This is a genomic window from Bittarella massiliensis (ex Durand et al. 2017), from assembly GCF_009876955.1.
GTDB lineage: Bacteria > Bacillota > Clostridia > Oscillospirales > Ruminococcaceae > Bittarella > Bittarella massiliensis.
The window spans coordinates 54,108-78,501 of sequence record NZ_WWVY01000010.1 but is presented as its reverse complement, the minus strand read 5'-3'; the positions used below and the strand labels follow the sequence as shown (position 1 = coordinate 78,501).

15 protein-coding genes are annotated in these 24,394 nt (G+C 62.9%); 12 read left to right on the top strand and 3 right to left on the bottom strand.

Translation table 11 applies throughout. The features are described from left to right. On the top strand, nucleotides 1-3,796 hold a 3,796-nt coding region (locus tag GT748_RS11835; protein ID WP_161222351.1), incomplete at its 5' end, for a PolC-type DNA polymerase III. Nucleotides 3,797-4,346: 550 nt separating this feature from the next. Here GT748_RS11835 and GT748_RS11830 read toward each other — a convergent pair. Both GT748_RS11830 and GT748_RS11825 read right to left on the bottom strand, forming a co-directional pair. Then, nucleotides 4,347-5,642 carry a DEAD/DEAH box helicase gene (locus GT748_RS11830; protein WP_044991884.1) on the bottom strand — a complete coding sequence of 432 codons (1,296 nt, stop codon included), beginning with the start codon at nucleotides 5,640-5,642 and terminating at the stop codon, nucleotides 4,347-4,349. A gap of 1 nt (nucleotide 5,643) precedes the next feature. Next, nucleotides 5,644-6,636 carry an RluA family pseudouridine synthase gene (locus GT748_RS11825; protein ID WP_021658288.1) on the bottom strand — a complete coding sequence of 331 codons (993 nt, stop codon included), beginning with the start codon at nucleotides 6,634-6,636 and terminating at the stop codon, nucleotides 5,644-5,646. A gap of 297 nt (nucleotides 6,637-6,933) precedes the next feature. On the opposite strand from GT748_RS11825, the gene GT748_RS11820 reads away from it, so the two are divergent. The 10 genes from GT748_RS11820 (at nucleotide 6,934) to GT748_RS11775 (ending at nucleotide 21,619) form a co-directional block, all read left to right on the top strand. Continuing rightward, nucleotides 6,934-7,617: a JAB domain-containing protein gene (locus GT748_RS11820; RefSeq protein ID WP_021658287.1), complete on the top strand. Its 684-nt coding sequence runs from the start codon at nucleotides 6,934-6,936 to the stop codon at nucleotides 7,615-7,617. Nucleotides 7,618-7,639: 22 nt separating this feature from the next. Next, a complete protein-coding gene (locus GT748_RS11815; RefSeq protein WP_052537588.1) occupies nucleotides 7,640-8,425 on the top strand; it encodes a nucleoside phosphorylase in 786 nt (261 codons plus the stop codon). A gap of 377 nt (nucleotides 8,426-8,802) precedes the next feature. Further along, on the top strand, nucleotides 8,803-9,336 hold the full coding sequence (locus GT748_RS11810) for a VanZ family protein (protein WP_021658284.1): 534 nt from the start codon (nucleotides 8,803-8,805) through the stop codon (nucleotides 9,334-9,336). A 537-nt stretch (nucleotides 9,337-9,873) separates the two neighbouring features. Next, nucleotides 9,874-12,342 carry an ATP-binding protein gene (locus GT748_RS11805; protein WP_021658282.1) on the top strand — a complete coding sequence of 823 codons (2,469 nt, stop codon included), beginning with the start codon at nucleotides 9,874-9,876 and terminating at the stop codon, nucleotides 12,340-12,342. 20 nt (nucleotides 12,343-12,362) lie between these two features. Next, nucleotides 12,363-13,673, top strand: coding sequence for an ABC transporter substrate-binding protein (locus tag GT748_RS11800; protein ID WP_021658281.1), 1,311 nt, complete (start codon nucleotides 12,363-12,365; stop codon nucleotides 13,671-13,673). Between the two features lie 584 nt (nucleotides 13,674-14,257). Then, entirely contained in the window at nucleotides 14,258-16,231 is a 1,974-nt protein-coding gene (gene uvrB, locus GT748_RS11795; RefSeq protein WP_021658279.1) for an excinuclease ABC subunit UvrB, read from the top strand. A 17-nt stretch (nucleotides 16,232-16,248) separates the two neighbouring features. Then, nucleotides 16,249-19,071, top strand: coding sequence for an excinuclease ABC subunit UvrA (gene uvrA, locus GT748_RS11790; RefSeq protein WP_044991881.1), 2,823 nt, complete (start codon nucleotides 16,249-16,251; stop codon nucleotides 19,069-19,071). 85 nt (nucleotides 19,072-19,156) lie between these two features. Beyond that, nucleotides 19,157-19,318: a rubredoxin gene (locus tag GT748_RS11785; protein WP_021658277.1), complete on the top strand. Its 162-nt coding sequence runs from the start codon at nucleotides 19,157-19,159 to the stop codon at nucleotides 19,316-19,318. Nucleotides 19,319-19,459: 141 nt separating this feature from the next. Continuing rightward, the gene (locus tag GT748_RS11780) at nucleotides 19,460-20,605 is read left to right on the top strand and encodes an FprA family A-type flavoprotein (protein WP_044991894.1); all 1,146 of its coding nucleotides are present in this window, start codon (nucleotides 19,460-19,462) and stop codon (nucleotides 20,603-20,605) included. Nucleotides 20,606-20,740: 135 nt separating this feature from the next. Further along, on the top strand, nucleotides 20,741-21,619 hold the full coding sequence (locus GT748_RS11775; protein ID WP_021658274.1) for a hypothetical protein: 879 nt from the start codon (nucleotides 20,741-20,743) through the stop codon (nucleotides 21,617-21,619). Between the two features lie 83 nt (nucleotides 21,620-21,702). On the opposite strand, the gene GT748_RS11770 is transcribed toward GT748_RS11775, so the two are convergent. Then, the gene (locus tag GT748_RS11770; protein WP_021658273.1) at nucleotides 21,703-22,647 is read right to left on the bottom strand and encodes an RluA family pseudouridine synthase; all 945 of its coding nucleotides are present in this window, start codon (nucleotides 22,645-22,647) and stop codon (nucleotides 21,703-21,705) included. Nucleotides 22,648-23,322: 675 nt separating this feature from the next. Here GT748_RS11770 and GT748_RS11765 point away from each other — a divergent pair. Further along, complete coding sequence (locus tag GT748_RS11765; RefSeq protein ID WP_044991878.1) at nucleotides 23,323-24,390, top strand: lipid II:glycine glycyltransferase FemX; 1,068 nt, start codon at nucleotides 23,323-23,325, stop codon at nucleotides 24,388-24,390. The last annotated feature ends 4 nt before the right edge of the window (nucleotides 24,391-24,394 follow it).

Genomic DNA, 24,394 nt, shown 5'->3' with positions numbered 1-24,394 from the left:
GCCCCGCCCGGCGCCCGAGCGGGTGGCGGCTCCGGCGCGCCCGGCGGCTGCCGCCAGGACAAAGGCGCCCGCCGCCAAGCCGTCCAGGGCCACCGTCTCCGGCGGGGAGGAGATCCTCGGCAAGAAGATAAAGCCCGGCCAGGTGACCCCCTTGGGGGAGCTCAACAGCGACTTCAACGACATGGCGGTGCTGATCCGGGGCAAAATCTTCGACATCGAGAAGAAGGAGATCCAAAACGGCCAGCGGCTGGTGGTGCAGCTGGACATCACCGACGGCACCGGTTCGATGACAGTCAAGACCATCAAGGAGCCGGCCAAGCTGGAAAAGGTTATGCAGCTGGGCAAGGGCGACAGCATCCTGGTGCGGGGCAAGGTGGTCTACGACCGCTTTGACCGGGACATCAACATCCAGCCCTACGACATCAACGAGACCGCCGACCCCATGCAGGGGCGCAAGGACACCGCTCCCCGCAAGCGGGTCGAGCTGCACATGCACACCAAAATGTCCTCCATGGACGGGATGAGCGAGGCCTCCGACCTGATCAAACAGGCCCACAAGTGGGGCCACCGGGCGGTGGCCATCACCGATCACGGGGTGCTGCAGGCTTTCCCCGACATCATGAATACGGTGGCCGGCATCCGCAAGGAGGACCCCGATTTCAAGGCCATCTACGGGGTAGAGGGGTACTATGTCAACGACGCCACCCCCTGCGTCAAGGGCCCCGACAGCACCCCCTTTGACGGGGAGTTCGTGGTCTTTGACATCGAGACCACCGGGCTGCAGGCCGCCAGTGAGCGGATCACCGAGATCGGCGCCATCCTCCTGAAAAACGGGGAGGAGGTGGACCGCTTCTCTACCTTTGTCAACCCGGAGAAGCCCATCCCCCCAAAAATCACCCAGCTCACCGGCATCGACGACACCATGGTGCGGGACGCCCCCAGCGAGAGGGAGGCGGTGGGGGCGTTCCTGGCCTTCTGTGGGAACCGCACCCTGGTGGCCCACAACGCCGATTTCGACACCGGCTTCATCGCCGCTGCGGCCGCCCGGCACGGCCTGCCCTTCCAAAACACCTACATAGACACGGTGCTGCTGACCCAGATGATCCACCGGGACCTGCGCAACTACAAGCTGGACACGGTGGCCAAATACCTGGAACTGCCCCCCTTCAACCACCACCGGGCCACCGACGACGCCAAGGTGCTGGCGGACATCCTGGTGCGGCTCTTTGCCACCCTGCGGGAGCGGGGGCTGCGCACCACCGGGGACATCAACACCTCCCTCTCGGGGGCCGACCCCAAGAAGCTGCACTCCTATCACATCATCCTGTTGGTGCGCAACAACACCGGCCTGAAAAACCTCTACAAGCTGGTGTCTGAGAGCAACCTGGACTACTTTTTCCGCCGCCCGCGGATGCCCCGCAGCCGCATCAACGCCCTGCGGGAGGGGCTGATCATCGGCAGTGCCTGTGAAGCGGGTGAACTTTACAGGGCGATTGCCGATGGCAAACCCTATGAAGAGCTGCTGAAGATCGCCGACTTCTACGATTTCCTCGAGATCCAGCCCCTGGGCAACAACATGTTCATGGTGCGCAACGGCTCGGTGAGCGACGTGGGGGTGCTGCAGGAGCACAACAAGCTCATCTGCCGCCTGGCCAAAGACCTGGGCAAGCCGGTGGTGGCCACCGGGGACGTGCACTTTTTGAACCCCGAAGACGCCATCTTCCGGGAGATCCTCATGACCGGGCAGGGCTTTAGCGACGCCTCGGAGCAGGCGCCCCTCTACTTCAAGACCACCGACGAGATGCTGGAGGAGTTTGCCTACCTGGGGCGGGAGCTGGCCGAAGAGGTGGTCATCGACAACCCCGGCAAAATTGCCGACATGGTCGAGCAGATCCGCCCCATCCCCATGGGCACCTTTACCCCCACCATCGAGGGGGCGGAGGAGGATCTGGTGCGCATCACCAACGACCGGGCCAAAGAGCTCTACGGCGACCCCCTGCCCGATTTGGTGCGAAAGCGGCTGGACAGGGAGCTGGACTCCATCATCAAACACGGGTTTGCGGTGCTCTACATCATCGCCCAGAAACTGGTCTGGAAGTCGGAGGAGGACGGCTATCTGGTCGGCTCCCGGGGCTCGGTCGGCTCCTCCTTTGTGGCCAGCATGGCCGGCATTTCGGAGGTCAACCCCCTGGTGCCCCACTACCGCTGCCCGGCCTGCAAATACACCGAGTTCTTTGACGACGGCAGCATCGGCTCCGGCTTTGACCTGCCGGACAAGGTCTGCCCCCAGTGCGGCGCCCCCCTGGTGGGGGACGGCCACGACATCCCCTTTGAGACCTTCTTGGGCTTCAACGGCGACAAGGCCCCTGATATCGACCTGAACTTCTCGGGCGAGTACCAGGCCAGCGCCCACAAGTACACCGAGGAGCTCTTCGGCAAGGACCACGTCTTCAAGGCCGGCACCATTTCCGGCATTCAGGATAAGACCGCCTACGGCTATGTGATGAAGTACCTGGAGGAGAAGGACCGGGTGGTCCACAAGGCGGAGATGAAGCGGCTGGTGCAGGGCTGCACCGGGGTCAAGCGGACCACCGGCCAGCACCCCGGCGGGATGGTGGTCGTCCCCTCCAACCACGAAGTGTACGACTTCACCGCCGTGCAGCACCCGGCGGAAAAGGCCGACTCCGACATCATCACCACCCACTTCGACTTCCACTCCCTCCACGACACCATCCTCAAGCTCGACGAGCTGGGACACGATGTTCCCACCCTCTACAAGCACCTGGAGCGGCTCACCGGCATCCACGTCAACGACCTGCCCATGAACGACCCCCAGGTGTTCAAACTCTTCACCAGCCCGGAGCCCCTGGGCATCACGGCGGAGGAGTTGGGGAGCGAGACCGGAACCTTTGCCATCCCCGAGATGGGGACCAACTTCGTCCGCCAGATGCTGGTGGACACCCAGCCCAAAAACTTCACCGACCTGTTGCAGATTTCGGGCCTCTCCCACGGCACTGACGTCTGGCTGGGCAACGCAAAGGACCTGATCAAAGACGGCATCTGCACCATCAGTGAGGTGGTGGGGACGCGCGACAGCATCATGGTCTACCTGATGCATAAGGGCTTGGAGCCCAGCATGGCCTTTAAAATCATGGAGATCACCCGAAAGGGCAACGCCAAGAAACTCCTCACCGAGGAGCACTTTAAGGCTATGCGGGAACACGGCGTCCCCGAGTGGTACATCGAGAGCTGCCTGAAAATCAAGTACATGTTCCCCAAGGCCCACGCCGCGGCCTATATCATCGGTGCCATGCGGCTGGCCTGGTTCAAAATCTACCGTCCGCTGGAGTTCTATGCCGCCCACTTCACCGTGCGCGGCGGCGACCTGGACGCCGAGGCGGCGGTCCGCGGCCCGGCCTACACCAAGACCCAGATGGACAACCTCAAGGCCAAGGGGATGGAGCGCTCGGTCAAGGAGGAGGACACCTACGGCACCCTGCAGGTCATGTACGAGATGATGCTGCGGGGGTACGAGTTTCTGCCGGTGGACATCTACAAGTCCGGTGCCACCGACTACCGGCTGGAGGACGGCAAGATTCGGCTGCCCTTCAACTGCCTGCGCGGGCTGGGCGATACCGCCGCCATCGCCCTGGAGGAGACCATCAAAGAGGGGGGCTTCATTTCCATCGACGAGATTCAGACCCGCTCGGGCATTTCCAAGACGGTGGCGGACAGCCTCAAGGAGTGCGGCGCCTTCGGCGACCTGCCCCAGTCCAGCCAGATGACCTTCTTCTGATTTCTCCGCCGTTTGTGTGCGCTTCTATTCGGCAGCCCGCCCCTCTCTGGGGTAGGCTGCTTTTTGTGCGAACCCCAAGCACACACCGCTTCCCCGGGACCTTCGCACCGAAAAATTGGATAGCGGAGTGGGGGAGAGGGGGAGGAATGGGGGAATAGACCTTACAGTTTGACATTTGTTTGTGGAAGTTGTATTGTTGTGGTGAAAGAATGCCTGCCTTTTTGTAGGTGTTTGCTGTCTCGCTCTCACGCGGAGCGAGTGGATTGAAATAAAAACATATTCAAGCCAATCATAAGCCCAATCGGGTCTCGCTCTCACGCGGAGCGAGTGGATTGAAATACCTCGACCTATGTCATCGTGGCCAACCCCAAAAAGTCTCGCTCCCACGCGGAGCGAGTAGACCAAAATCTTTCTGCCGATTTGTGAATTGCCCTGCTTCCTACTTTTTAGAGGGCAGCAGGGGACATCTTACCCCCCACAAAGCACGTTCCCATTCCCCCATCAAAAAAGGAGAGAGCCGGACAGCATCACCTGTCCGGCTCTCTCTTTCTTACTTCTTCTTGCGGGGCTGGTTTTGCCCTCTCTGCCCACCCTGCCCAGGGGATTTCCCTTTGGCCGCGGGCCGTCCGCCCGGCTGTCTGGATGCGGGCTGCCTGGGCGGAGCGGGTCGCTCCCTTCGGGGGGGCCGGGGCTGTTTGGGGGTGGGCTCCAGGATCTCCATGGGGTAGGGGTGGTTTTTGACCACCGGGATCTCCTGCTTGATGAGCTTTTGGATGTCCTTGAGATAGGGGATCTCGTCGAACATGCAAAAGGAGATCGCCGTGCCGCTGAGCCCCGCGCGGCCGGTGCGGCCGATGCGGTGGACATAGGTCTCCGGCTCGTTGGGCAGGTCGTAGTTGATGACGTGGGACAGCTCGTCGATGTCGATGCCCCGGGCGGCGATGTCGGTGGCCACCAGCACCCGGATGGAGCGGTCCTTGAAGGCTTTGAGGGCAGTCTGCCGGGCGCCCTGACTCTTGTTACCGTGGATGGCCTTGGCTTCGATCCCCGCCCGACCCAACTCCTTGACCACCCGGTCGGCCCCGTGTTTGGTGCGGGTAAAAACCAGGGCAGACTCGATTTCCGGCTGCTGGAGGAGGTCGGCCAGCAGCCGCTTTTTGTTGGGCTTGTCCACGTAGTAGAGGGACTGGCTCACCTTTTCGGCGGTGGTGGCGGAGGGGGTCACCGAGACCTTGAGCGGGTTTTTGAGGATGGTGCGGGCCAGCTTTTCGATTTCCGGCGGCAGGGTGGCGGAAAAGAGCAGGGTCTGCCGCTCCTGGGGCAACTGGGCCACCACCCGCCGCACGTCGTGGATAAAGCCCATGTCCAGCATTCGATCCCCCTCGTCGAGGACAAATATCTCCACCTTTTTGAGGGAGATGTACCCCTGTCCGATCAGGTCGTTGAGCCGCCCGGGGGTGGCCACCAGGATGTCGACCCCCCGCTGCAGCTTCTCCACCTGCGGGTTTTGGGAGACTCCGCCGAAGATGACGGCGCAGCGCAGGGGGAGGTACTTGCCGTACTGGACAAAATTCTCGTAGATTTGCAGGGCCAGTTCCCGGGTGGGGGTGAGGACGAGGGCGCGGATGGGCGGGCGCTTGCCGCCGCGGTCGGTGCCCAGCCGCTGGAGGATAGGGGCGGCAAAGGCGCAGGTCTTGCCGGTCCCCGTCTGGGCGCAGCCAAAGAGGTCCCGCCCGGCAAGTACCGGGGGAATGGCCTTTTCCTGAATGGCGGAGGGGGTTTGGTACCCCATCTCCGCCAGGGCTTTTTGAATGGGGGGAGAGAGTTTTAAATCGACAAATTGCAAATCAGTGTTCCTCTTTTCTGTATGCGGTGGGCGCGGTCTGCGCCCCTTCGTGGGGGAGGGGAAAGCCTCCTGGCAGGAACCAGGGGCGCAGGGAAAAGGTCTTTCCCTCCAGGTAGGCGAGGGGGCTGTCCCCCTCGGGATGGAGGCGGAGGAGGTAGGCGCAGAGGGCCTGCCGGGTGTAGCGGTCGGTGGGGCCGCCGTACTTACCGTCCCCCAGCAGAGGGTGGCCGACAGCGGCGAGCTGGGCCCGTATCTGGTGGGAGCGGCCGGTGAGTAGGGTGATTTCCACCAAGCTGTCCTCCCCCAAGGGGGCGATGACCCGGTATCGGCTGTGCACCGGCTTGCTGCCGGGCTGGGGAGCTGGATAGACCCGGGAGCGATTTTTTCGCCCGTCCTTGACGATGTGGCCCCTCAGTTCCCCCCTGTCGGGGGAGAGGGCGCCGGCGGCCAGGCAGAGGTATCGCTTCTCCGCCCGCCCCTCCCGGATGAGCCGGGTCAGCTCCCGCAGGGCGGCGGCGGTTTTGCCAAAGAGCACCAGCCCCTGGGTGTTGCGGTCCAGCCGGTTGCAGGGGGCGGGGGCAAAGCTGTGCTCCCGCTGGGGGAGATAGCTGCCGTTTTGGATGAGGTGGGCCAGGGCCATCTCCCGCAGGGAGGGGGAGCCGCTGTCGTCCGGCTGGGTGGGCACCCCCACCGGCTTTTCCAGCACCAGCACCTGCGGGTCCTCATACACCACCCGGCAGGGCTCCAGCGCGGGGGGGAGGGTGAGCCCCGCCCCCCGGCTCTCGCGGGGGGTGACCCCCTCGGGCAGGTAGAGGTCCAACTGGTCCCCCTCCTGCACAAAGGAGGAGAGCTCGACCCGTTTGCGGTTGAGCTTGATTTTTTTCTGCCGGTTCCACTTGTAAAAGAGGGCGGTCGGGCAGTCCGGCAGCAGCTTTTTCAGCAGGCGGTCCAGCCGCTGGCCCCCGTCGTTGGGGCCGATGGAATACTGGTACAAAACAGGCGCTCCTCTGTCGTAGCTTTTTTTGTGGGAATGGGGTATAATGGCCGCAAAGCAGCTGTTATACCGAGGGCGGCCGGGCAGGCCCGCAAACACTGTTTGCCCCCCCGCCCGATGGCCAACACCACCGCTCGCCTTGCGCTTGTGGTATAATGGATGCGCGGCGAACGCTGTCGAATGGGCCCCTTTGTCCCGCTTCGGGGGCAGCGGGCCAAATTCGCATATCTGTCAGTATAACCCAAACGCCGAAAGATTACAAATGCGGCTTTTGCGCCGCTTCTTTCCGAGGTGAATATGAGCGACGAACACAAGGGCCACCGGGACCGCACCCGGCAGCTTTTTTTGCAGATGGGCGGGGAGGGCCTGCCCGACCACATCCTGTTGGAGATCCTTCTCTACTACGCCATCCCCCGGCGGGATACCAACGAGCTGGCCCACCGCCTGCTGGACGCTTTTGGCGGCATCAAGGGGGTGCTGGAGGCCGACGTGGACGAGTTGCAGCAGGTCCCCGGCATCGGCTACAACGCGGCGGTGCTCCTCAAGCTGGTGCTCTCCCTCTTTCGCAGCTATTTAAAGGACATGCAGTCGTTTGAAAACGTCCTCGACTGCACCCAGAAAATCGGAGATTACCTGATCCCCATGTTCATCGGCAAGACCGACGAATCCCTCTATCTGCTCTGCTTCAACGACCGCTACAAGCTGCTTCGCTGCGAGCTGATTGCCCAGGGCATCCACAACGCGGTCTCCATCAACCAAAAGAAGATCGTGGAGCGGGCCGCCCTCTCCAAGTGCAGCCGGGTGGTCATCGCCCACAACCACCCCGGCGGGGTGGCCCTGCCCTCGGACGAGGACGTCCGCTCCACCCTGCAGATCCACAACACCCTCAAGGCCTTGCACATCCAGCTGGTGGACCACATCATCGTCTCGGGGGACGACTACATCTCCCTGGCCGACAGCAACATCTTTGTCGCCCTTTAGGGCGGAGAAAAAGGAGGAAAAAATGATTGACTGGTACCTGGAAAATGACGACACCGAACCGGTGATCCAGGCGCGGGTCCACGCCCGCAGCGAACACCGGGGGGAGCCCCTCGATCTGCCGGAGACGGCAGTCCTCTTCTTTCAGTCCCAGGGGGTGCCCTATCTGCAGGCGCACCATCCCGTCATCACCCTGACGGAAATGCTGCCCCGCTTCCTCTTTCCCACCCCCGTCTACGCGGTGAAGGGGGAGGAGGGGGTCTGTTTTCTGGACGGCGGTCGGGGCGCGCCCCAGGGGGCCGACACGGTGGAGACCCTCTTTGCCCTGGGGGTGAAGAAATTCATCCTGGTGGGCTACTGCGGCTGCTTTGCGGGGGAGGTGGGACTCTGCGACGCCGTCGCTCCCCCTCGCATCTTGGTGGAGGAGGGGACCAGCCACCACTACCACCCCCGCATTCGCTGGGCTGCCCCCTCGCCGGAACTGCACCGGCAGGCGGTGGCGTTCCTCTCCCCCCGCCTGCGGGTGTGGGAGCAGCCGACGGTCACCACCGACGCCGTCTACCGCCAAACGGTGCGCAAGGAGGCGCTCTGGCGGCAGCAGGGCTGCGTGGGGGTGGACATGGAGGCCTCCGCCGTCCTGAGCGTCAGCCAGTATCTGGGGGCCGAGGCGGTGGCCCTGCTGCTGGTCTCGGACAAACACCCCACTGCCGAGGACCCCACCCCGTGGAGCTGGGGCGTCCGCCGCCGGGTCGAGGCGCGGGACCGTTTCTTTCAGGCGGCCATCGACTTTGCCTTTGCGCAGGGGCGGTAGCATTTTTTAAGAGTTGCTCAGGGGGGGCGGCGGGGATGGAAACCGGACCCCTCCGGGGAAAACGAGCGACAAAAGGGCGGCAGGTGTCGGGAAAATCGGGTCAGTGCTTTGCCAGTAGCAGGCGTTCAGAGAGGGACGCCTGCTTTTTTGTGGGAGCGGGCCGGAACATCCAAGCGCTGCCGGAACAGGGGGCAGACGGGCAATTTTGCGTCCATTTTGCGGGTTGCAGGGCGGTGCACAGACAATGGGTGCGGGAAAGGGCGGCAACGATCCCCCTGTCTTTTCATTTCTTCATTGATTTATGCGGAAAATCATACGGAGTTTGGTGACTGATTTCCCGTACAATCAGAAAAAAGGAGGAATGGACTGTGCACAGGATGGAAGCCTATTTCAGGCTGGCGCTGATTTTCACCGCGATGTTGGCAATTTTGTATCTGCCGGTTTTGTTTTATTTGAAAAAGCGGGGGAAGAGCATTCCCCGGCAGGTCGGCTATCTGGGGCTGATCTGTTCCCTCTTTCTCATCGCCTTTGCGACGATTTTCTTTACCCCCATAACCTTTCAGCCGGAGACCCACACCCTCAATCTGATCCCCTTTGTATGGCTGGGAACGGGAGATGATCTCTATCCGCTCATCGTCGAGAAAATCCCCAACGTTCTGCTCTTTATTCCGCTGGGGTTCTTTCTCCCCGCCGTCTTCAAAGGGTTGAGGCGGTTTTCAAAAGTCGCCCTGGTCGCGTTTTTGACGACCTTCAGCATTGAGTTTTTGCAGTTCTTTATCGGGCGATCTTCGGATATCGACGACGTGATTGCCAACTTTTTGGGTGGGGTGATCGGCTACCTGGCGTTTCGGCTGTGCGACCGACTGTTTCGCAGCCGAAGGGGCTGGAACAGCCTGTTGGCGCGCCGTTGAGGCAGGGCGCCTCGCTGCCATTTTCAATCCGCTTCCCCTGTCGGCGGGTGTCATCTGCTGGCAAAGGGCAGATGACATCCGCCGACAGGGCGCGGGATGGGGAGACAAAAGAGCCGGTGGTCGATTGGCCGCCGGCTCTTTCTGTGCCGCTGCCGCCACACCTGTGAAAACGGTCTAAAAAAGGATGATTTGGTTGCTTTGACATTTACAAAATGATACAATAAAAACATACATATCGAGATGTAATTGTGGAGTGGCCGCTGTGGCTGTCAAACACGGCTCGACCGCTCCACACGCTTTGACGACAACACCCCCTTTTGGCAGCTTGACCGGCCGCACCCTTTTGGCGGCGCACCCGGTTGGGCAGCGAGGGGAGCGCGCTCGCCTGCCCCGTCTTTATCTGTGCGGGGCAAACGGGGGAGACATTCCTCCGAAAGCGGACAGCAGAGTGAGAGCAGGTGAGATTCGGTGAAAAAAACGCCGAACAGCGCAGGTCAAACAAGCGGACTGTACCAAAACAGAAAGAGCCTGTTTCGCATGGTGGGGAGCTTGGCCCTGGTGCTGCTGCTGATCGTCGGGATATTGGTCTTTGTCAACAGCATCAACGACAGCCTGCGGGAGGACACCGAGAGCGGCATCAAGAGCATGACCAAGATCGGCGCCGACTACATAGCGGAATACGCCGGGCGGGACCGGCGCTGCCTCGGCGAGCTGTCGGAGATGGTTGCCCTGCTGCCGGAGGAGCGGCTGGTGAACCAGCTTCAGGAATATGTCGAGCAGGGCATCTTCAGCCGTGTCGCTCTGGTGCGGGCCGACGGCAGCGGCCTTTTCAGCGACGGCGGAGAAATCACCCCCGAAACCGATATGCAGTGGGCCCCCTTCCCCGAGGGCAGCGACATCAGCGGCGCCTTTTTCGGCTGGAACGGCAGAAAGCAGGTGGTCCTGCGCGCCGCGACGACCCTGCGCGACGGGTCGCCGGCCATGCTGTACGGCTATGTGGATCTGGAGGACTACTATGTCGCGGCGGCGATGGAGTTTCTCGACGGCCGCGGCTTTGCCTACATGATCGACGGGGCGAGCGGGGACTACCTGGTCTACACCAAAAATACCGTCGCCCAGAGGACCTACGCCTCCCTCTACGACATGCTGGAAAAGAGCGGGAACCCCGAAGGCTCGCTGCAAAGGGTAAAGGAGCTGGTGGAGGCGGGCCAGTCCGGCAGTGTTGTGCTCAAAATCGAGGACGCCGCCAACTACCTCTACTTCACGCCGGTGGCGGGCACCCCCGGCTGGTACATGACGGCCATCGTGCCGATGGCGGTGATCCAGCAGGCCCGCAGTTCCATCCTCTTTCTCATGTCGGTCGTCTGCACCTTTGTCTTTATCTGCGTAACAGTCCTCATGCTGATGCTCAACAGCCGAAAGCGGGAGGCGGCCCTCTCGCGGGAGCGGGCGTACCGGGACACCCTCTTCGGCCTGATCGCGGAGAATGTGGAGCAGGTCTTTATGATTTACAACGGCCGCCGCCAGCGGATGGAGATGGTGTTCCAAAACTCCCTTCAGGTGCTGGGACTTCCGGACGATGTCTGCCGGGAAGACCCCATGCTGTTTTTTGGGCGCTGCGAGAGCGATTCTCTGCGGCAATCTGCCGCCCGGATGATGGGCGGGTCACTACATAACAACGTGGGGGAGGAGTGCCGGTACCGGCATCCGGGTGGGCAGACCCTGTGGGTCAGGGTGCGGATCTTGCGCGTCGGCGGCAGTGCAAACGACAACCGCTACATTGTGGCGGTGGAGGACCAGACGGCCGAGCGGGAAATCAGAAAGGACCTGGACGCCGCCCTGGCGGCGGCGGAGAAGGCCAGCCGGGCCAAGAGCGACTTCCTCTCCGCCATGAGCCACGACATCAGGACCCCCATGAACGCCATTATGGGGATGACCGAGCTGGCCCTGTTGCAGGAAGATTGCCCCGCGCGCATCGGGGAACTGCTGCAAAAAATCAGCAGTTCCAGCCGCTACCTGTTGAGCCTGGTCAACGACATCTTGGACATGAGCCGGATCGAGAACGGCAAGCTGCACATCAAGCTGCAGCCGCTGCAGGTGGAGGAGGAAATTCAGAAAATCTCCACCATTATCCGCAGCCAGGCGGAGGCGCGAAGCCAGACCTTTGCCGTCGAAATTGTCGACCTGCGGCACAACTGGGTCTACGGCGACGCGCTGCGGGTGGCGCAGGTCCTGATCAACATCCTGGGCAACAGCGTCAAGTTCACCCCCGTCGGGGGGATGATTTCCTGGGAAATCACCGAGCTGGAGGACGAGCCCGGCTGGGTGCGGATGAAGCAGGTCATCCGGGACAACGGCGTCGGCATGTCCCCGGAATTTTTGCCCCACCTCTTTGACTCCTTTGAGCAGGAGGACCGCGAAAAGAACGGGCGGCTGGGCAGCGGTCTCGGCATGGCGATCACCAAGCGTCTGCTCGACCTCATGGGCGGCACCATCTCGGTGGAGAGCGCGCCGGACCAGGGGACCACCTTTGTCGTCGAACTCCGCTTTCAGATCGCAGAGGGCGAGGCGGGAGTGCAGGTGGAGGGGGCGGGGACACCCGCCGACCACATCCAGGCGCTCCCCGCCGGCACGCGGGTGTTGCTGGTGGACGACAACGGCCTGAACCGGGAGATCGCCGTCGAGATGCTGACCCTCTTCGGCCTGTCGGTGGAGACGGCCGAGAACGGGGCGGAGGCGGTGCAGAAATTTGCCGCCAGCCGGCCGGGATACTACCGGGCCATCCTCATGGACATTCAGATGCCGGTGATGAACGGCTACGACGCGGCCCGCAAAATCAGGGGGCTTTCGCGGCCGGACGCGGGGAGGATCCCCATCGTCGCCATGACGGCCGACGCCTTCGCGGAGGATGTTCAGAGAGCCCTCGACGCGGGGATGGACGCACACCTGTCAAAGCCGATCGATTTTGAGCGGCTGTACACAGTCCTGCAAAATCTCTTGCAGTAGAAAAGGGGGCGAAACTGCCGATGAAATACGCGAGGAGAACCCTTGCCATCGCGCTCTGTGCAGCGGTGGCGGCGCAGGGGCTGTGTGGCTGTACCACCCGGGGCGAAATATGTGTGGAGCAGGAGACCGACCCCATTGTGCTGTCGTTTTTTATGCCCATGGGCGAACAGAAAAACGAGGGCTCCAACGTCTTTTTGAAACTGATCGACCAGTACAACGCCTCCCACGACGACGTGCAGATCCAGGTGGAAGGGCTCTCGATAAAGGACGGGTACAACGAGGTGCTGGAAAAGCGTCTGGCGTCCGGCCAGGGGGACGATCTCTTCGCCGTCAACGCCGACAGCGTCAAGTCCTTTGCTGCCAGCGGGTATCTGTGCGACCTGGCCGACCTGCCGGCCTGCAGCCGCCTCTACCCCGCGGCGCGGGAGCAGGCCGAGATCGACGGTCTGGTCTACACCATCCCCCTCACCATGGCGGCCTACGGGATGTATGTGAACACCGACCTGTTGGAAAAATACGGCCTTGAACCCCCCGACGACTACCCCTCCTGGATGCACTGCTGCCAGGTGCTCAAAGAAAACGGGGTGATCCCCTTTGCCGTCAACCGCTGGTATGCCATGACGGTGCCGGTGATGGCGAGGGGGCTCTACAAGCTCTACCAGTCCGACCGCTACGGCGAACTGGCCGAGGGCCTCAACGACGGGAGCATCCCCATCGGCGACTACATGCTGGAGGGCTTTCAGATGTTTGAGGAGTTCTTGGAGCAGGGGTATTACGGGGACGACCTGACCCGGGAGGGGGTGGACAGCATCCCGGCCTGCACCACCGACTTGCAGGCCTTTCAGGAGCAAACCGTCGCCTTTGCCTTCTTCAGCACCGGGGTGGAGAAGTACTTTGACGACGAGGGGGAGGGGATGCCCTATCAGGCGCAGGGGGTGCCCGCCCTGCCGGACGGGGCGGTCTGCCTGCCCTCCATAGCCGACCGGCTCTGTGTCAACGCCAACAGCAACCACCTGAAGGAGGCGCTGGAGGTGGCGGAGTACATGAGCGACGCCACCGCCGCCGAGCTGCTGACAGACGGAGGGGGCGCCCTGCCCTCGCGAGAGGGGCAGGAGGGGATGCCGATGGGCGCCGAGCACATGCAGAAGCTGCTGCCCCTGGTCAACCGGGAGGGACAGATCCCCATCGAGGACATGAATCTGCACTTCACCTATTGGGACACCACCCGCACCCTCTGCCTGGAGATGATCGACGGTCTTTCAGCCGAAGAGGCGGCAGAGAAGTACAACGCCATCCAACTGGAACAGATTGGCCGGTACGTGGGCGGATAAGCGCGTTGGAGAGGGCTCAAACGACCTGTTTGGCCCTCTCCGATTGCGTGTTAAAAGGTCCGACGGCCCTTTGGCGGGCGCAGAAGGGCCCCTGGGACAGGGGTTCCCTGGTGTTTTCTCTTTGCGTCCGTGGCGGGGGAGGTCTTTTGGCGGGCGCTCTCTGGCGCTGCCGCTTTTCCAGCAGCTCTCCCTGGCGGCGCTCTCCCGCCCTCCACCGCTGTGCCGAGGGGTGAGGGGAGGGGGACCGCCGCTCCCAAGCCAGTTTGCCCTGCCTTCTGAAATCGCTTTGCTACCCTGCTATAAAGCGGCCGCTCCCCCTGCATTTCCCGCGGCGATTTGGCAAAAATAGATATAAATTTCAATTCCTTACAAACAAATGTTTTCCCTTGTGAACCTTTTAAAGAGGGGGCTGCCGTGCTATAATATAGACTCGAGTTCTTGTGTGCGCGCCTTTGTCCGCCCAAGGGAAAAAAGGGGGAGACGAGGGCGGTCGCGCATGTCTTATATTGTCTATTTTTTGGTATTTTTGATAGTTGTCTGGTTATCTCGTCCCCGCCCGGCGGGGGCGGCAGGGAGGTGCAGAAATGGGAAATACGAACGGGTCTTTCAAACTGGTCTCCCCCTATCAGCCCACCGGCGATCAGCCCCAGGCCATCGCCGAACTGGTGGAGGGGATCGAGCGGGGGGACAGGGAGCAGACCCTGCTGGGGGTCACCGGCTCGGGCAAGACCTTCACCATGGCCAACGTCATCGCCCAGGTCAACCGGCCCACCCTGGTGCTGGCCCACAACAAGACCTTGGCCGCCCAGCTCTGTTCGGAGTTTCGGGAGTTCTTCCCCGAAAACGCGGTGGAGTACTTCGTGTCCTACTACGACTACTACCAACCCGAGGCGTACGTGGCCTCCACCGACACCTACATCGAAAAGGACTCCTCCATCAACGAGGAGATCGAGAAGATGCGCCACTCGGCCACCGCCGCCCTTTCAGAGCGGCGGGACGTCATCCTGGTGGCCAGCGTCTCCTGCATCTACTCCCTGGGTGACCCCATCGACTACCGGACCATGGTCATCTCCCTGCGCCCGGGGATGGAGAGGAGCCGGGACGATGTGGTCAAGCAGTTGGTGGACCTGCAGTACGAGCGCAACGACGTCAACTTCACCCGCAACAAGTTTCGGGTGCGGGGGGACGTGGTGGAGGTCTACCCCGCCTACTCCACCGAGACGGCGGTGCGCATCGAGTTCTTTGGCGACGAGGTGGACCGCATCTCCGAAATCAACCCCTTGACGGGGGAGAGCAAGAATGTGCTGGGCCACATCGCCATCTACCCGGCCAGCCACTACATCGTCCCCAAGGAGAAGATGCAGCGGGCCATCACCGACATCCAGGACGAGCTGCGCGAGCGCATCCAGTACTTCAAGTCCCACGACAAGCTGCTGGAGGCCCAGCGCATCGAGCAGCGCACCATGTACGACATCGAGATGCTGCAGGAGATCGGCTTTTGCAAGGGGATCGAGAACTACTCCCGCACCCTCTCTGGCCGGGCGCCGGGCAGCACCCCCAACACCCTCATCGACTACTTTCCCGACGACTTCCTCCTCTTTGTGGACGAGTCCCACGTGACCCTGCCCCAGGTGCGGGGGATGTTCGCCGGCGACTACGCCCGCAAGAAAAATCTGGTGGACTACGGCTTCCGCCTCCCCTCGGCCTTTGACAACCGCCCCCTGAACTTCGACGAGTTCTACGGCAAGATCAACCAGGCGGTCTTCGTCTCGGCCACCCCCGGCGACTTTGAGCGGGAGAAGAGCACCCAGATCGTGGAGCAGGTGATCCGCCCCACCGGTCTCACCGACCCGGAGGTGATCGTCAAGCCCATCGAGGGGCAGATCGACGACCTCTACACCGAGATCCAAAAGCGCACCGCCCGCAAGGAGCGGGTGATGGTGACCACCCTCACCAAGAAGATGGCCGAGGACCTGACGGCCTACCTGGAAAACATGGGGGTGCGGGTGCGGTACATGCACCACGGCACCGAGACCATCGAGCGGATGGAGATCATCCGCGACCTGCGGCTGGGCGAGTTCGACGTGCTGGTGGGCATCAACCTGCTGCGGGAGGGGCTGGACATCCCCGAGGTCTCCCTGGTGGCCATCCTCGACGCCGACAAGGAGGGCTTCCTGCGCAGTGAGACCTCCCTGGTGCAGACCATCGGCCGCGCCGCCCGCAACGCCGGCGGCCAGGTCATCATGTACGCCGACGTGGTCACCCGCTCGATGGAGGCGGCCATCCGCGAGACCGAGCGCCGCCGCGCCATCCAGCAGGCCTACAACGAGGCCCACGGCATCGTCCCCAAGACCATCATCAAGGCGGTGCGGGACGTCATCGAAATCTCCAAGAAGGACACCGACGACGTCAAGAAGTACAAGCGCCTCAGCCGGGAGAAGAAGGCCGAGATGATCAACAAGCTGACCAAGGAGATGCGCCAGGCGGCCCAACTGCTGGAATTCGAGCAGGCGGCCTTCCTCCGCGACAAGATCGAGCAGCTCAAATCCTTAAAGTAAAGCGAGGAAATACGACAGTGGCAATGGACAAAATCGTCATCAAAGGGGCCCGGGAGCACAACCTGAAAAACATCGACATCGAGATCCCCCGGGACAAGCTGGTGGTCTTTACCGGCCTCTCCGGCTCGGGCAAGTCCTCCCTGGCCTTCGACACCATCTACGCCGACGGCCAGCGCCGGTACGTGGAGAGCCTCTCCTCCTACGCCCGCCAGTTTCTCGGGCAGATGGAGAAGCCGGACGTGGATCTGATCGAGGGGCTCTCTCCGGCCATCTCCATCGACCAGAAGACCACCTCCCGCAACCCCCGCTCCACCGTGGGCACCGTCACCGAGATCTACGACTACCTCCGCCTCCTCTACGCCCGCATCGGCATCCCCCACTGCCCCATCTGCGGCAAGGAGATCAAGCAGCAGACCGTCGACCAGATCGTGGACAAGGTGCTGGCCCTCCCCGAGGGGAGCCGCATCCAGGTGCTGGCCCCGGTGGTGCGCGGGCGCAAGGGGGAGCACGTCAAGGAGTTTGAATCGGCCAAGCGTTCCGGCTTTGTGCGGGTGCGGGTGGACGGCAGCATCTTCGACCTCTCCGAGGAGATCAAGCTGGAGAAGAATAAGAAGCACACCATCGAGATCGTGGTGGACCGGTTGGTCATCAAGGAGGAGATCAAGTCCCGCCTGACCGACTCGCTGGAGACCGCCACCTCCATCTCGGGCGGGCTGGCGGTCATCGACGTCATCGGAGGGGAGGAGATGCTCTTCTCCCAAAACTACGCCTGCCCCGACCACGACATCAGCATCGAGGAGCTCTCTCCCCGGATGTTCTCCTTCAACAACCCCTACGGCGCCTGCGAGAAGTGCACCGGCCTGGGCACCTTTTTGCGGGTGGACCCCGATCTGGTGGTGCCGGACAAGTCCAAGTCCATCCGCGGGGGGGCCATCCGCGCCTCCGGCTGGTACTACAAAGACGCCTCCACCATCTCCCACATGTACTACGACGGGCTGGCCAAGGCCTACGGCTTCACCCTGAACACCCCCTTTGAGGAGATCTCGGAGGAGGGGCAGAACGCCATCCTCTACGGCACCGGCGACCGGGCCATCGACATGACCCGCCAGAACGAGTACGGCACCGGCAAGTACAAGACCACCTTTGAGGGGATCGTCAACAACCTGGAACGCCGCTTCCGCGAGACCAACTCGGCCTGGATGCGGGAGGAGATCCAGGAGGTCATGAGCTCGGTGCCTTGCCCCGACTGCGGCGGCAAAAAGCTGAAAAAGGCCTCCCTGGCGGTGACGGTGGCGGGGAAGAACATCATCGATTTCACCGACCTGTCGGTGGTGGACGCCCTGCGCTTCATCGGCTCGATGGAGCTCACCCCCCGCGACGAGATGATCGCCCACCAGATCCTCAAGGAGATCAAATCCCGGCTCAACTTCCTGCGCAGCGTGGGGCTGGGGTATCTGACCCTCTCCCGCGCCGCCGCCACCCTCTCGGGGGGGGAGAGCCAGCGCATCCGCCTGGCCACCCAGATCGGCTCCTCTCTAGTAGGGGTCCTCTACATCCTGGACGAGCCCAGCATCGGGTTGCACCAGCGGGACAACGACAAGCTCATCGCCACCCTCCGCCACCTGCGGGACATCGGCAACACCCTCATCGTGGTGGAGCACGACGAGGACACCATCCGCGCGGCCGACTACATTGTGGACATCGGCCCCGGGGCGGGTGTCAACGGGGGAGAGGTGGTGGCCCAGGGCTCTCTGCAGGACATCGAGGGCTGCCCGCACTCCATCACCGGGCAATACCTCTGCGGGGTCAAGAAAATCGAGGTGCCCGCGTCCCGGCGCAAGGGGAGTGGCAAGTTCCTCGAGGTCAAGGGCGCGACCCAGAACAACCTCAAAGAGGTGAACGTGAAGATCCCCCTGGGCACCTTCACCTGCGTCACCGGGGTCTCGGGTTCGGGCAAGTCCTCCCTCATCAACGAGGTGCTCTACAAGACCCTGGCGCAAAAGCTCAACGGCGCCAAGTCCAAGCCGGGCAAATGCCAAAAGGTCCTGGGTCTCAAACACCTGGACAAGGTCATCGGCATCGACCAGTCGCCCATCGGCCGCACCCCCCGCTCCAACCCGGCCACCTACACCGGGGTGTTCACCGACATCCGCAACTTCTTCGCCCAGACCGCCGATGCCAAGGCCAAGGGTTACAGCTCCAGCCGCTTCTCCTTCAACGTCAAGGGCGGGCGCTGCGAGGCCTGCCAGGGCGACGGCATCATCAAGATCGAGATGCACTTCCTGCCGGACATCTACGTCCCCTGCGAGGTCTGCGGCGGCAAGCGGTATAACCGGGAGACTTTGGAGGTAAAATACAAGGGCAAGAGCATCTACGACGTGCTGGAGATGTCGGTGGAGGAGGCCTGCGCCTTCTTTGAGAACATCCCCCGCATCCGCGAAAAGCTGCAGACCCTGCTGGACGTGGGGCTGGGCTACGTCAAGTTGGGCCAGCCGGCCACCACCCTTTCGGGCGGCGAGGCGCAGCGGGTCAAGCTGGCGCTGGAACTCTCCCGCCGGGCCACCGGCAAGACCGTCTACATCCTGGACGAGCCCACCACCGGCCTGCACACCGCCGATGTGCACAAGCTCATCGACGTGCTGCAGCGGCTGGTGGACGCGGGGAACACCGTCATCGTCATCGAGCACAACCTGGACATGATCAAGGTGGCCGACTACCTCATCGACATCGGCCCCGAGGGGGGCGACGAGGGGGGCGAGATCGTCGCCACCGGCACCCCCGAGCAGGTGTCCAAGGTGGAGCGCTCCTACACTGGACAATATTTGAAAAAAATGCTCTGAAATCGAAAGAGCCCCTTTACAATCGTGGAGTAATTCAGTATAATTGGGTCAGAAACCAAATCAAAGAAAAAAGGAGTGTTCCGCAATGGCAAAATATGTTTGCACTGTGTGTGGGTACGTGTACGACGAGGCCGCTGGCGCCCCTGACGAGGGGATCGCCGCCGGCACCAAGTGGGCCGACGTGCCCGACGACTTTGTCTGCCCCCTCTGTGGCGTGGGCAAGGACATGTTTGAAGAGCAGGCGTAAAAGAAGCGATCGGGGCAGCCGCCTGTGGCGCGGCCGCCCCTCTTTTTTGCCAGGACTGTCAAAAGAAAAGGGGAGATCACTTTGTCCGGAACCAAGAAAATCAAGGACGGCATCTACTACACCGGGATCCTCAACCCCAACATGCGGGTCTTCGATGTGGTGATGCGCACCGAATACGGCACCAGCTACAACGCCTACACGGTGGTGGGCAGCGAGAAGACCGCCCTCATCGACGCCTCCCACCTCACCTTTGCCGAGGACTACCTCGAGACGCTGGAGCAGGTCTGCGATATTGCCAAGGTGGACTACCTGGTGATGAACCACTGCGAGCCCGACCACTCGGGCGCGGTGGCAAAACTCGTTGAAAAATACCCCGACATCACCGTTTTGGTGAGCCAGGCGGGCAGCATCTATCTCAAGGGGATCACCAACAACCCCAACATGAAGGTGGAGGTGGTCAAAAACGGCGACACCCGCGACCTGGGCGGCAAGACCTTGACCTTCCTTTCGGCCCCCTTCCTCCACTGGCCCGACTCCATCTTCACCTATCTGCCGGAGGACAAGGTGGTCTTTACCTGCGACTTCCTGGGCGCCCACTACTGCGAGCCCCTGGTGTGGGACAACAAGGTCACCTATCCCAAGGCCTATGAAGAGGCGGTCAAGGTCTACTATGACGCCATCTTCTCCCCCTTTGCCAGCTATGTGCGCAAGGGGCTCGACATCCTCTCCACCCTCGATTTTGACACCGCCTGCACCAGCCACGGCCCCATTTTGACCAAGGGCTGTTGCCTGGAATGGGTGATGGAGCAGTACCGCCAGTGGAGCGCCGAGCCCGCCGGTGAAAAGCCGCTGATCCCCATCTTCTACTGCTCGGCCTACGGCAACACCACCCAGCTGGCCGAGGAGATCCGCGCGGGCATCCTCTCGGTCAAGCCGGAGGCGGAGATCCCCCTCTACAACGTCATCGAGCACGACCTGGGCGAACAGGCAGCGGCCCTCAACCGCAGCACCGCCTTCCTGCTGGGTTCGCCCACCATCAACCGCAACGCGGTGCCCCCTATCTGGAACCTGTTGGCCCACATCGACGCCATCGGCAACCAGAAAAAGCCGGTGGCCGTCTTCGGCTCCTTCGGCTGGAGCGGCGAGGCGGTGCCCCTGCTCAACGGCTACCTGAGCAACCTCAAGTTCAATGTGGCCATGGACGGGCTGAAGGTCACCTTTGTCCCCAGCGAGGAAGATCTGAAAAAGGCCTTTGCCTACGGCAAGGAGTTTGCTGAGAAACTCTAAACAGCGCGCGAAAAAGGACCGGCCCTGCGGGGGCGGCCCTTTTTTTGCGCCCCGCCACTGGCGCCGGCCGGGGCCTTTCTGGTATACTGGTGGCAGAGAGAACACCCACCCGCGCCCGGAAAGGGGGAAGCCGCTGTGAAGCCCTTTGACACCGCCCGGCAGCTGCGGAGCGGGGCCCGTCTGGCCCTCTGCCTCTGTTTGCTGCTGGCCCTGTTTCCCGCCGTCGCCCAGGCCGATATGGGCCCCAAGCCCCAGGTCACCGTGGTGGTGGAGGACCCACCCCAGGGGGAGTACTACCTAGACCTCCTGGTCCCCGAGGGAGACTACGACAACCTGGGCGACCAGCGCGCCCAATATGACCCGCAAAAGCTCGCCCTGCTGGCCGATTACTGGGAGGGCGGGTGGCACGCCGGTCTGACCGTCGGCACCCGCGCCCCCATGTGGGGCGACTTGCGGGGGGAGGCGCGGGGGGAGAGCCGCCGCCACACCTTTGGCTACTTTGGGGTGCCCGACCGCTTCAAGCTCCTGATCGCCACGCCGGAGGGGGAGCTGCGGGTCTCCAACTGGGTCGACCGGGTCACCTTTCAGACCACCCTGACCTACGACTACCAGACCGGGCAGATGGCCCGCCCCAGCATCTGGCTGGCCTACCTGCGCCAGTTCACCGTGACCCTGCTGCCCACCCTCCTCATCGAGGGGGTGCTGCTGCTGGCTTTCCGCTTCCCCCTCAAGAAAGACGGGCTGGTCTTCCTGCTGGTCAACCTGGGCACCCAGCTCTTTTTGACCGCCACCCTGGGGCGGCAGCTCCTGCTGCACGGGCTGATTGCCGGTTACGCGGCCCTCGTTCCCCTGGAACTGGCGGTGGCCGGGGCCGAGACCCTTCTCTACCTCTACCTGCTGCGAGGGCAGGGGAGGGGCCGCCGGGTGGCCTACGCCCTCACCGCCAACGCCGCCAGCGCCCTGGCGGGCTGGCTGCTGCTGAAGTGGGAGTTTTGGCTGCACTTTTCCAGCTAGAGAGAAAGAGCGCCCCCTTCTCCCTGCACCGGCGGGGGAGGGGGCGCTCTTTTGTTTGGGGAAAAAGGGGCCGGGCGACGGGGTCACACCAGCTTTTCAAAGGGGACCTGGGCCACCTGAAAGCGCCGGCCGCTCAGGTACTGCAGCACCCCTTCGCCGGGGGGGAAGATGAAGGTCACCTCCCGGGAGTAGAGGGCCTGGTAGGATTGGTGGTAGCGGCGGTTGACCGGCTCCCGGCCGTATTTGCCGTCCCCCAGCAGGGGGTGGCCGGCGGCGGCGAACTGGGCGCGGATCTGGTGGGTGCGCCCGGTCACCAGCCGGGCCTCCACCAGGCTCAGCTCCCGGTTCGTCCGCAAGACCCGGTAGTGGGTCACCGCCTCCTTGGCCCCGGGGCGGGGGCTGTCGCCGACGTAGACCCGGCTCTTTTTGCTGTCCTTGAAGAGGTAGCCCGTGAGGGTCCCCTCCCGGCGGGGGAGGCGGCCCAGCACCACGCACCAGTAGGTCTTTTGCACCTGCCGCAGGCGGATGCGCTCCAGCATCTCCTCCAGGGCGGGCTGGTTTTTGGCGGCGATGACGATGCCCCCGGTCCAGCGGTCGATGCGGTTGCAGAGGGCGGGGGGAAAGGTCTCGCCGGGGCGGTACTCCCCCCGGTCGTAGAGGTAGCGCTGGATCTGGGCCTCCAGGGTGTTGACCCCCTCCTCCCGGTCGGGGAGGACCAGCAGCCCCGGGTATTTGTCGGCCAGGAGGATGTTTTCGTCCTCGTACACCACCTGGAACCGGGGCTTGACCCGCAGGTAGGCGTTTTCGGGGGAGGGGCGCTGAAAGAACTCGTCGTTGAGATAGCACTCCAGCCGGTCCCCCGCCTGCAACCGGTGTCCGGGCTGGGAGACCCGCTTCCCGTTGACCCGGACGCGGCCCTTGCGCAGAAACTTGTAGAGAAGGGGCTGGGGCAGGCCGTGGGTCAGCTCCCCCAGCAGGGCGTCCAACCGCCGCCCGTCCGCCGCCCTGTCCACTGTGAATTCCCTCAAAAAAACAACCTCCCCTCTGCCGCTTGGCGGGCAGGTTTGGCCCGCTGCGGCTGCGCTCCAATCATATCACAAAAACCCCTTTGGGAAAAGCCCGCTTCCCGGGGATTTGCCGTGCGCGCGGGGGCAAAATATGGTATAATAACCATCGAGTGGCGAGTGTGCCGGGGACGGCCGGGCAGCTGCACAAACGCGGTTTGCTTTCTGCCTTCTGGCCGCCCCCCTGTGCACCCGACGCTTGTGGGAGGGGGGCGGCGAATGCAGCCGTCGCCCGGTCGGCGGGCGGCTGTCCCCCAAGGTTGGGGCGCGCCGGACCCTGTCAGACGGTTCGCGCCCTGCTGGCGGGGCGCCCCGCCTTTTATCAGGGGGGTCGGCAGCGCTTTTCAGGGCCGGGGCAGCCCTCCGGGGAGGCGGTTTGTCGTCTGCCCCGTGTGGGAGGGCGTCGGTCATTCCCCGCAAATTCCGCCGGGGGAAAAGATCCGCCGCCGGGCGGTGGGCCGTCGGGCGAGTGGTTTGAGGGGGGCGGTTTTAGCCTATCCTCAAACGGCCCCCTTTTGGGGCGGCTCAGATCGCTTTTTTCGCCGCTGTGCACCCCGGCGGGAGAAAAACGATTTTTGGGATATGGCTTCCCCGCTCGCGGGGAGAGCTGTGGGAATATGTGAAGAGAGGGCGTTGGTTTTGGAAATTTTAGAACCCAGCAGATACGGAGAGTACGAGGCGTTTGTCAGCGCCCACAAAAACGGCGGCTTTACCCAGTCCATCCACTGGCCGCAGGTCAAGGCCGGTTGGGGCCACCGGGTGGTGGTCTCCCGCAATGCGGCGGGGGAGATCGTGGGGGGGATGCTCATCCTCACCAAAAAGGTGCCGGGGCTGAACCGCCACTTTCTCTATGCCCCCCGGGGCCCGGTGTTTGACTACGGCGACGAGGCCGTCTTTGCCGACTTGGTCGAAGGGGTCAAAGCGGTGGCCAAGTTGGAGCACGGCTTTGCCTTTAAGATGGACCCCATGGTGATGACCGGGGACACCGCCTTTGTGGAGATGGCCCGCAAATACGGCTTCACCTACACCGAGGACCAGACCGACGACGACACCATCCAGCGCCGCAGCAACTACATGCTGCCCCTGGCCGGGCGCACCAAGGAGGAGCTGCTGGCCAGCTTCCACCAGAAGTGGCGCTACAACATCCGCCTGGCCGGGCGCAAAGGGGTGGTCTGCAAGGTGGGCACCAAGGCAGACCTGCCCGACTTTATGAAGGTCTACCAGGTCACCGGCCAGCGCGACGGCTTCAACACCCGCCCCATGAGCTATTTCGAGCGGATGCTCGACGCCCTGGGCGAACAGGTGCGCCTCTACCTCTGCTACTACGAGGGGCAGCCCATCTCCGGCGCCATTACCACCAACTACGCGGGCAAGACCTGCTATGTCTACGGCGCGTCGGACAACGCCTTCCGCAATGTCATGCCCAACCACCTGATGCAATGGGAGATGATCCAGTGGGCGGTGGACACCGGCTGTGTGGTCTACGACTTTCAGGGCATCCCCCTGGACCTGTCGGGGAACGACCACATGCACGGGGTCTACCTCTTCAAAAAGGGCTTTAACGGCCAGGTGGTCACCTTTGCCGGGGAGTTCGATCTGGTCTTTACCCCCTGGGTGGAGAAATTCGTCGATTTTTCTGAAAAGGTGCAGGCCAGGATGCGCAAGCGCCGGGCCCGCAAAAAGGCAAAACAGGCCAAGGCCAACTAAAGGC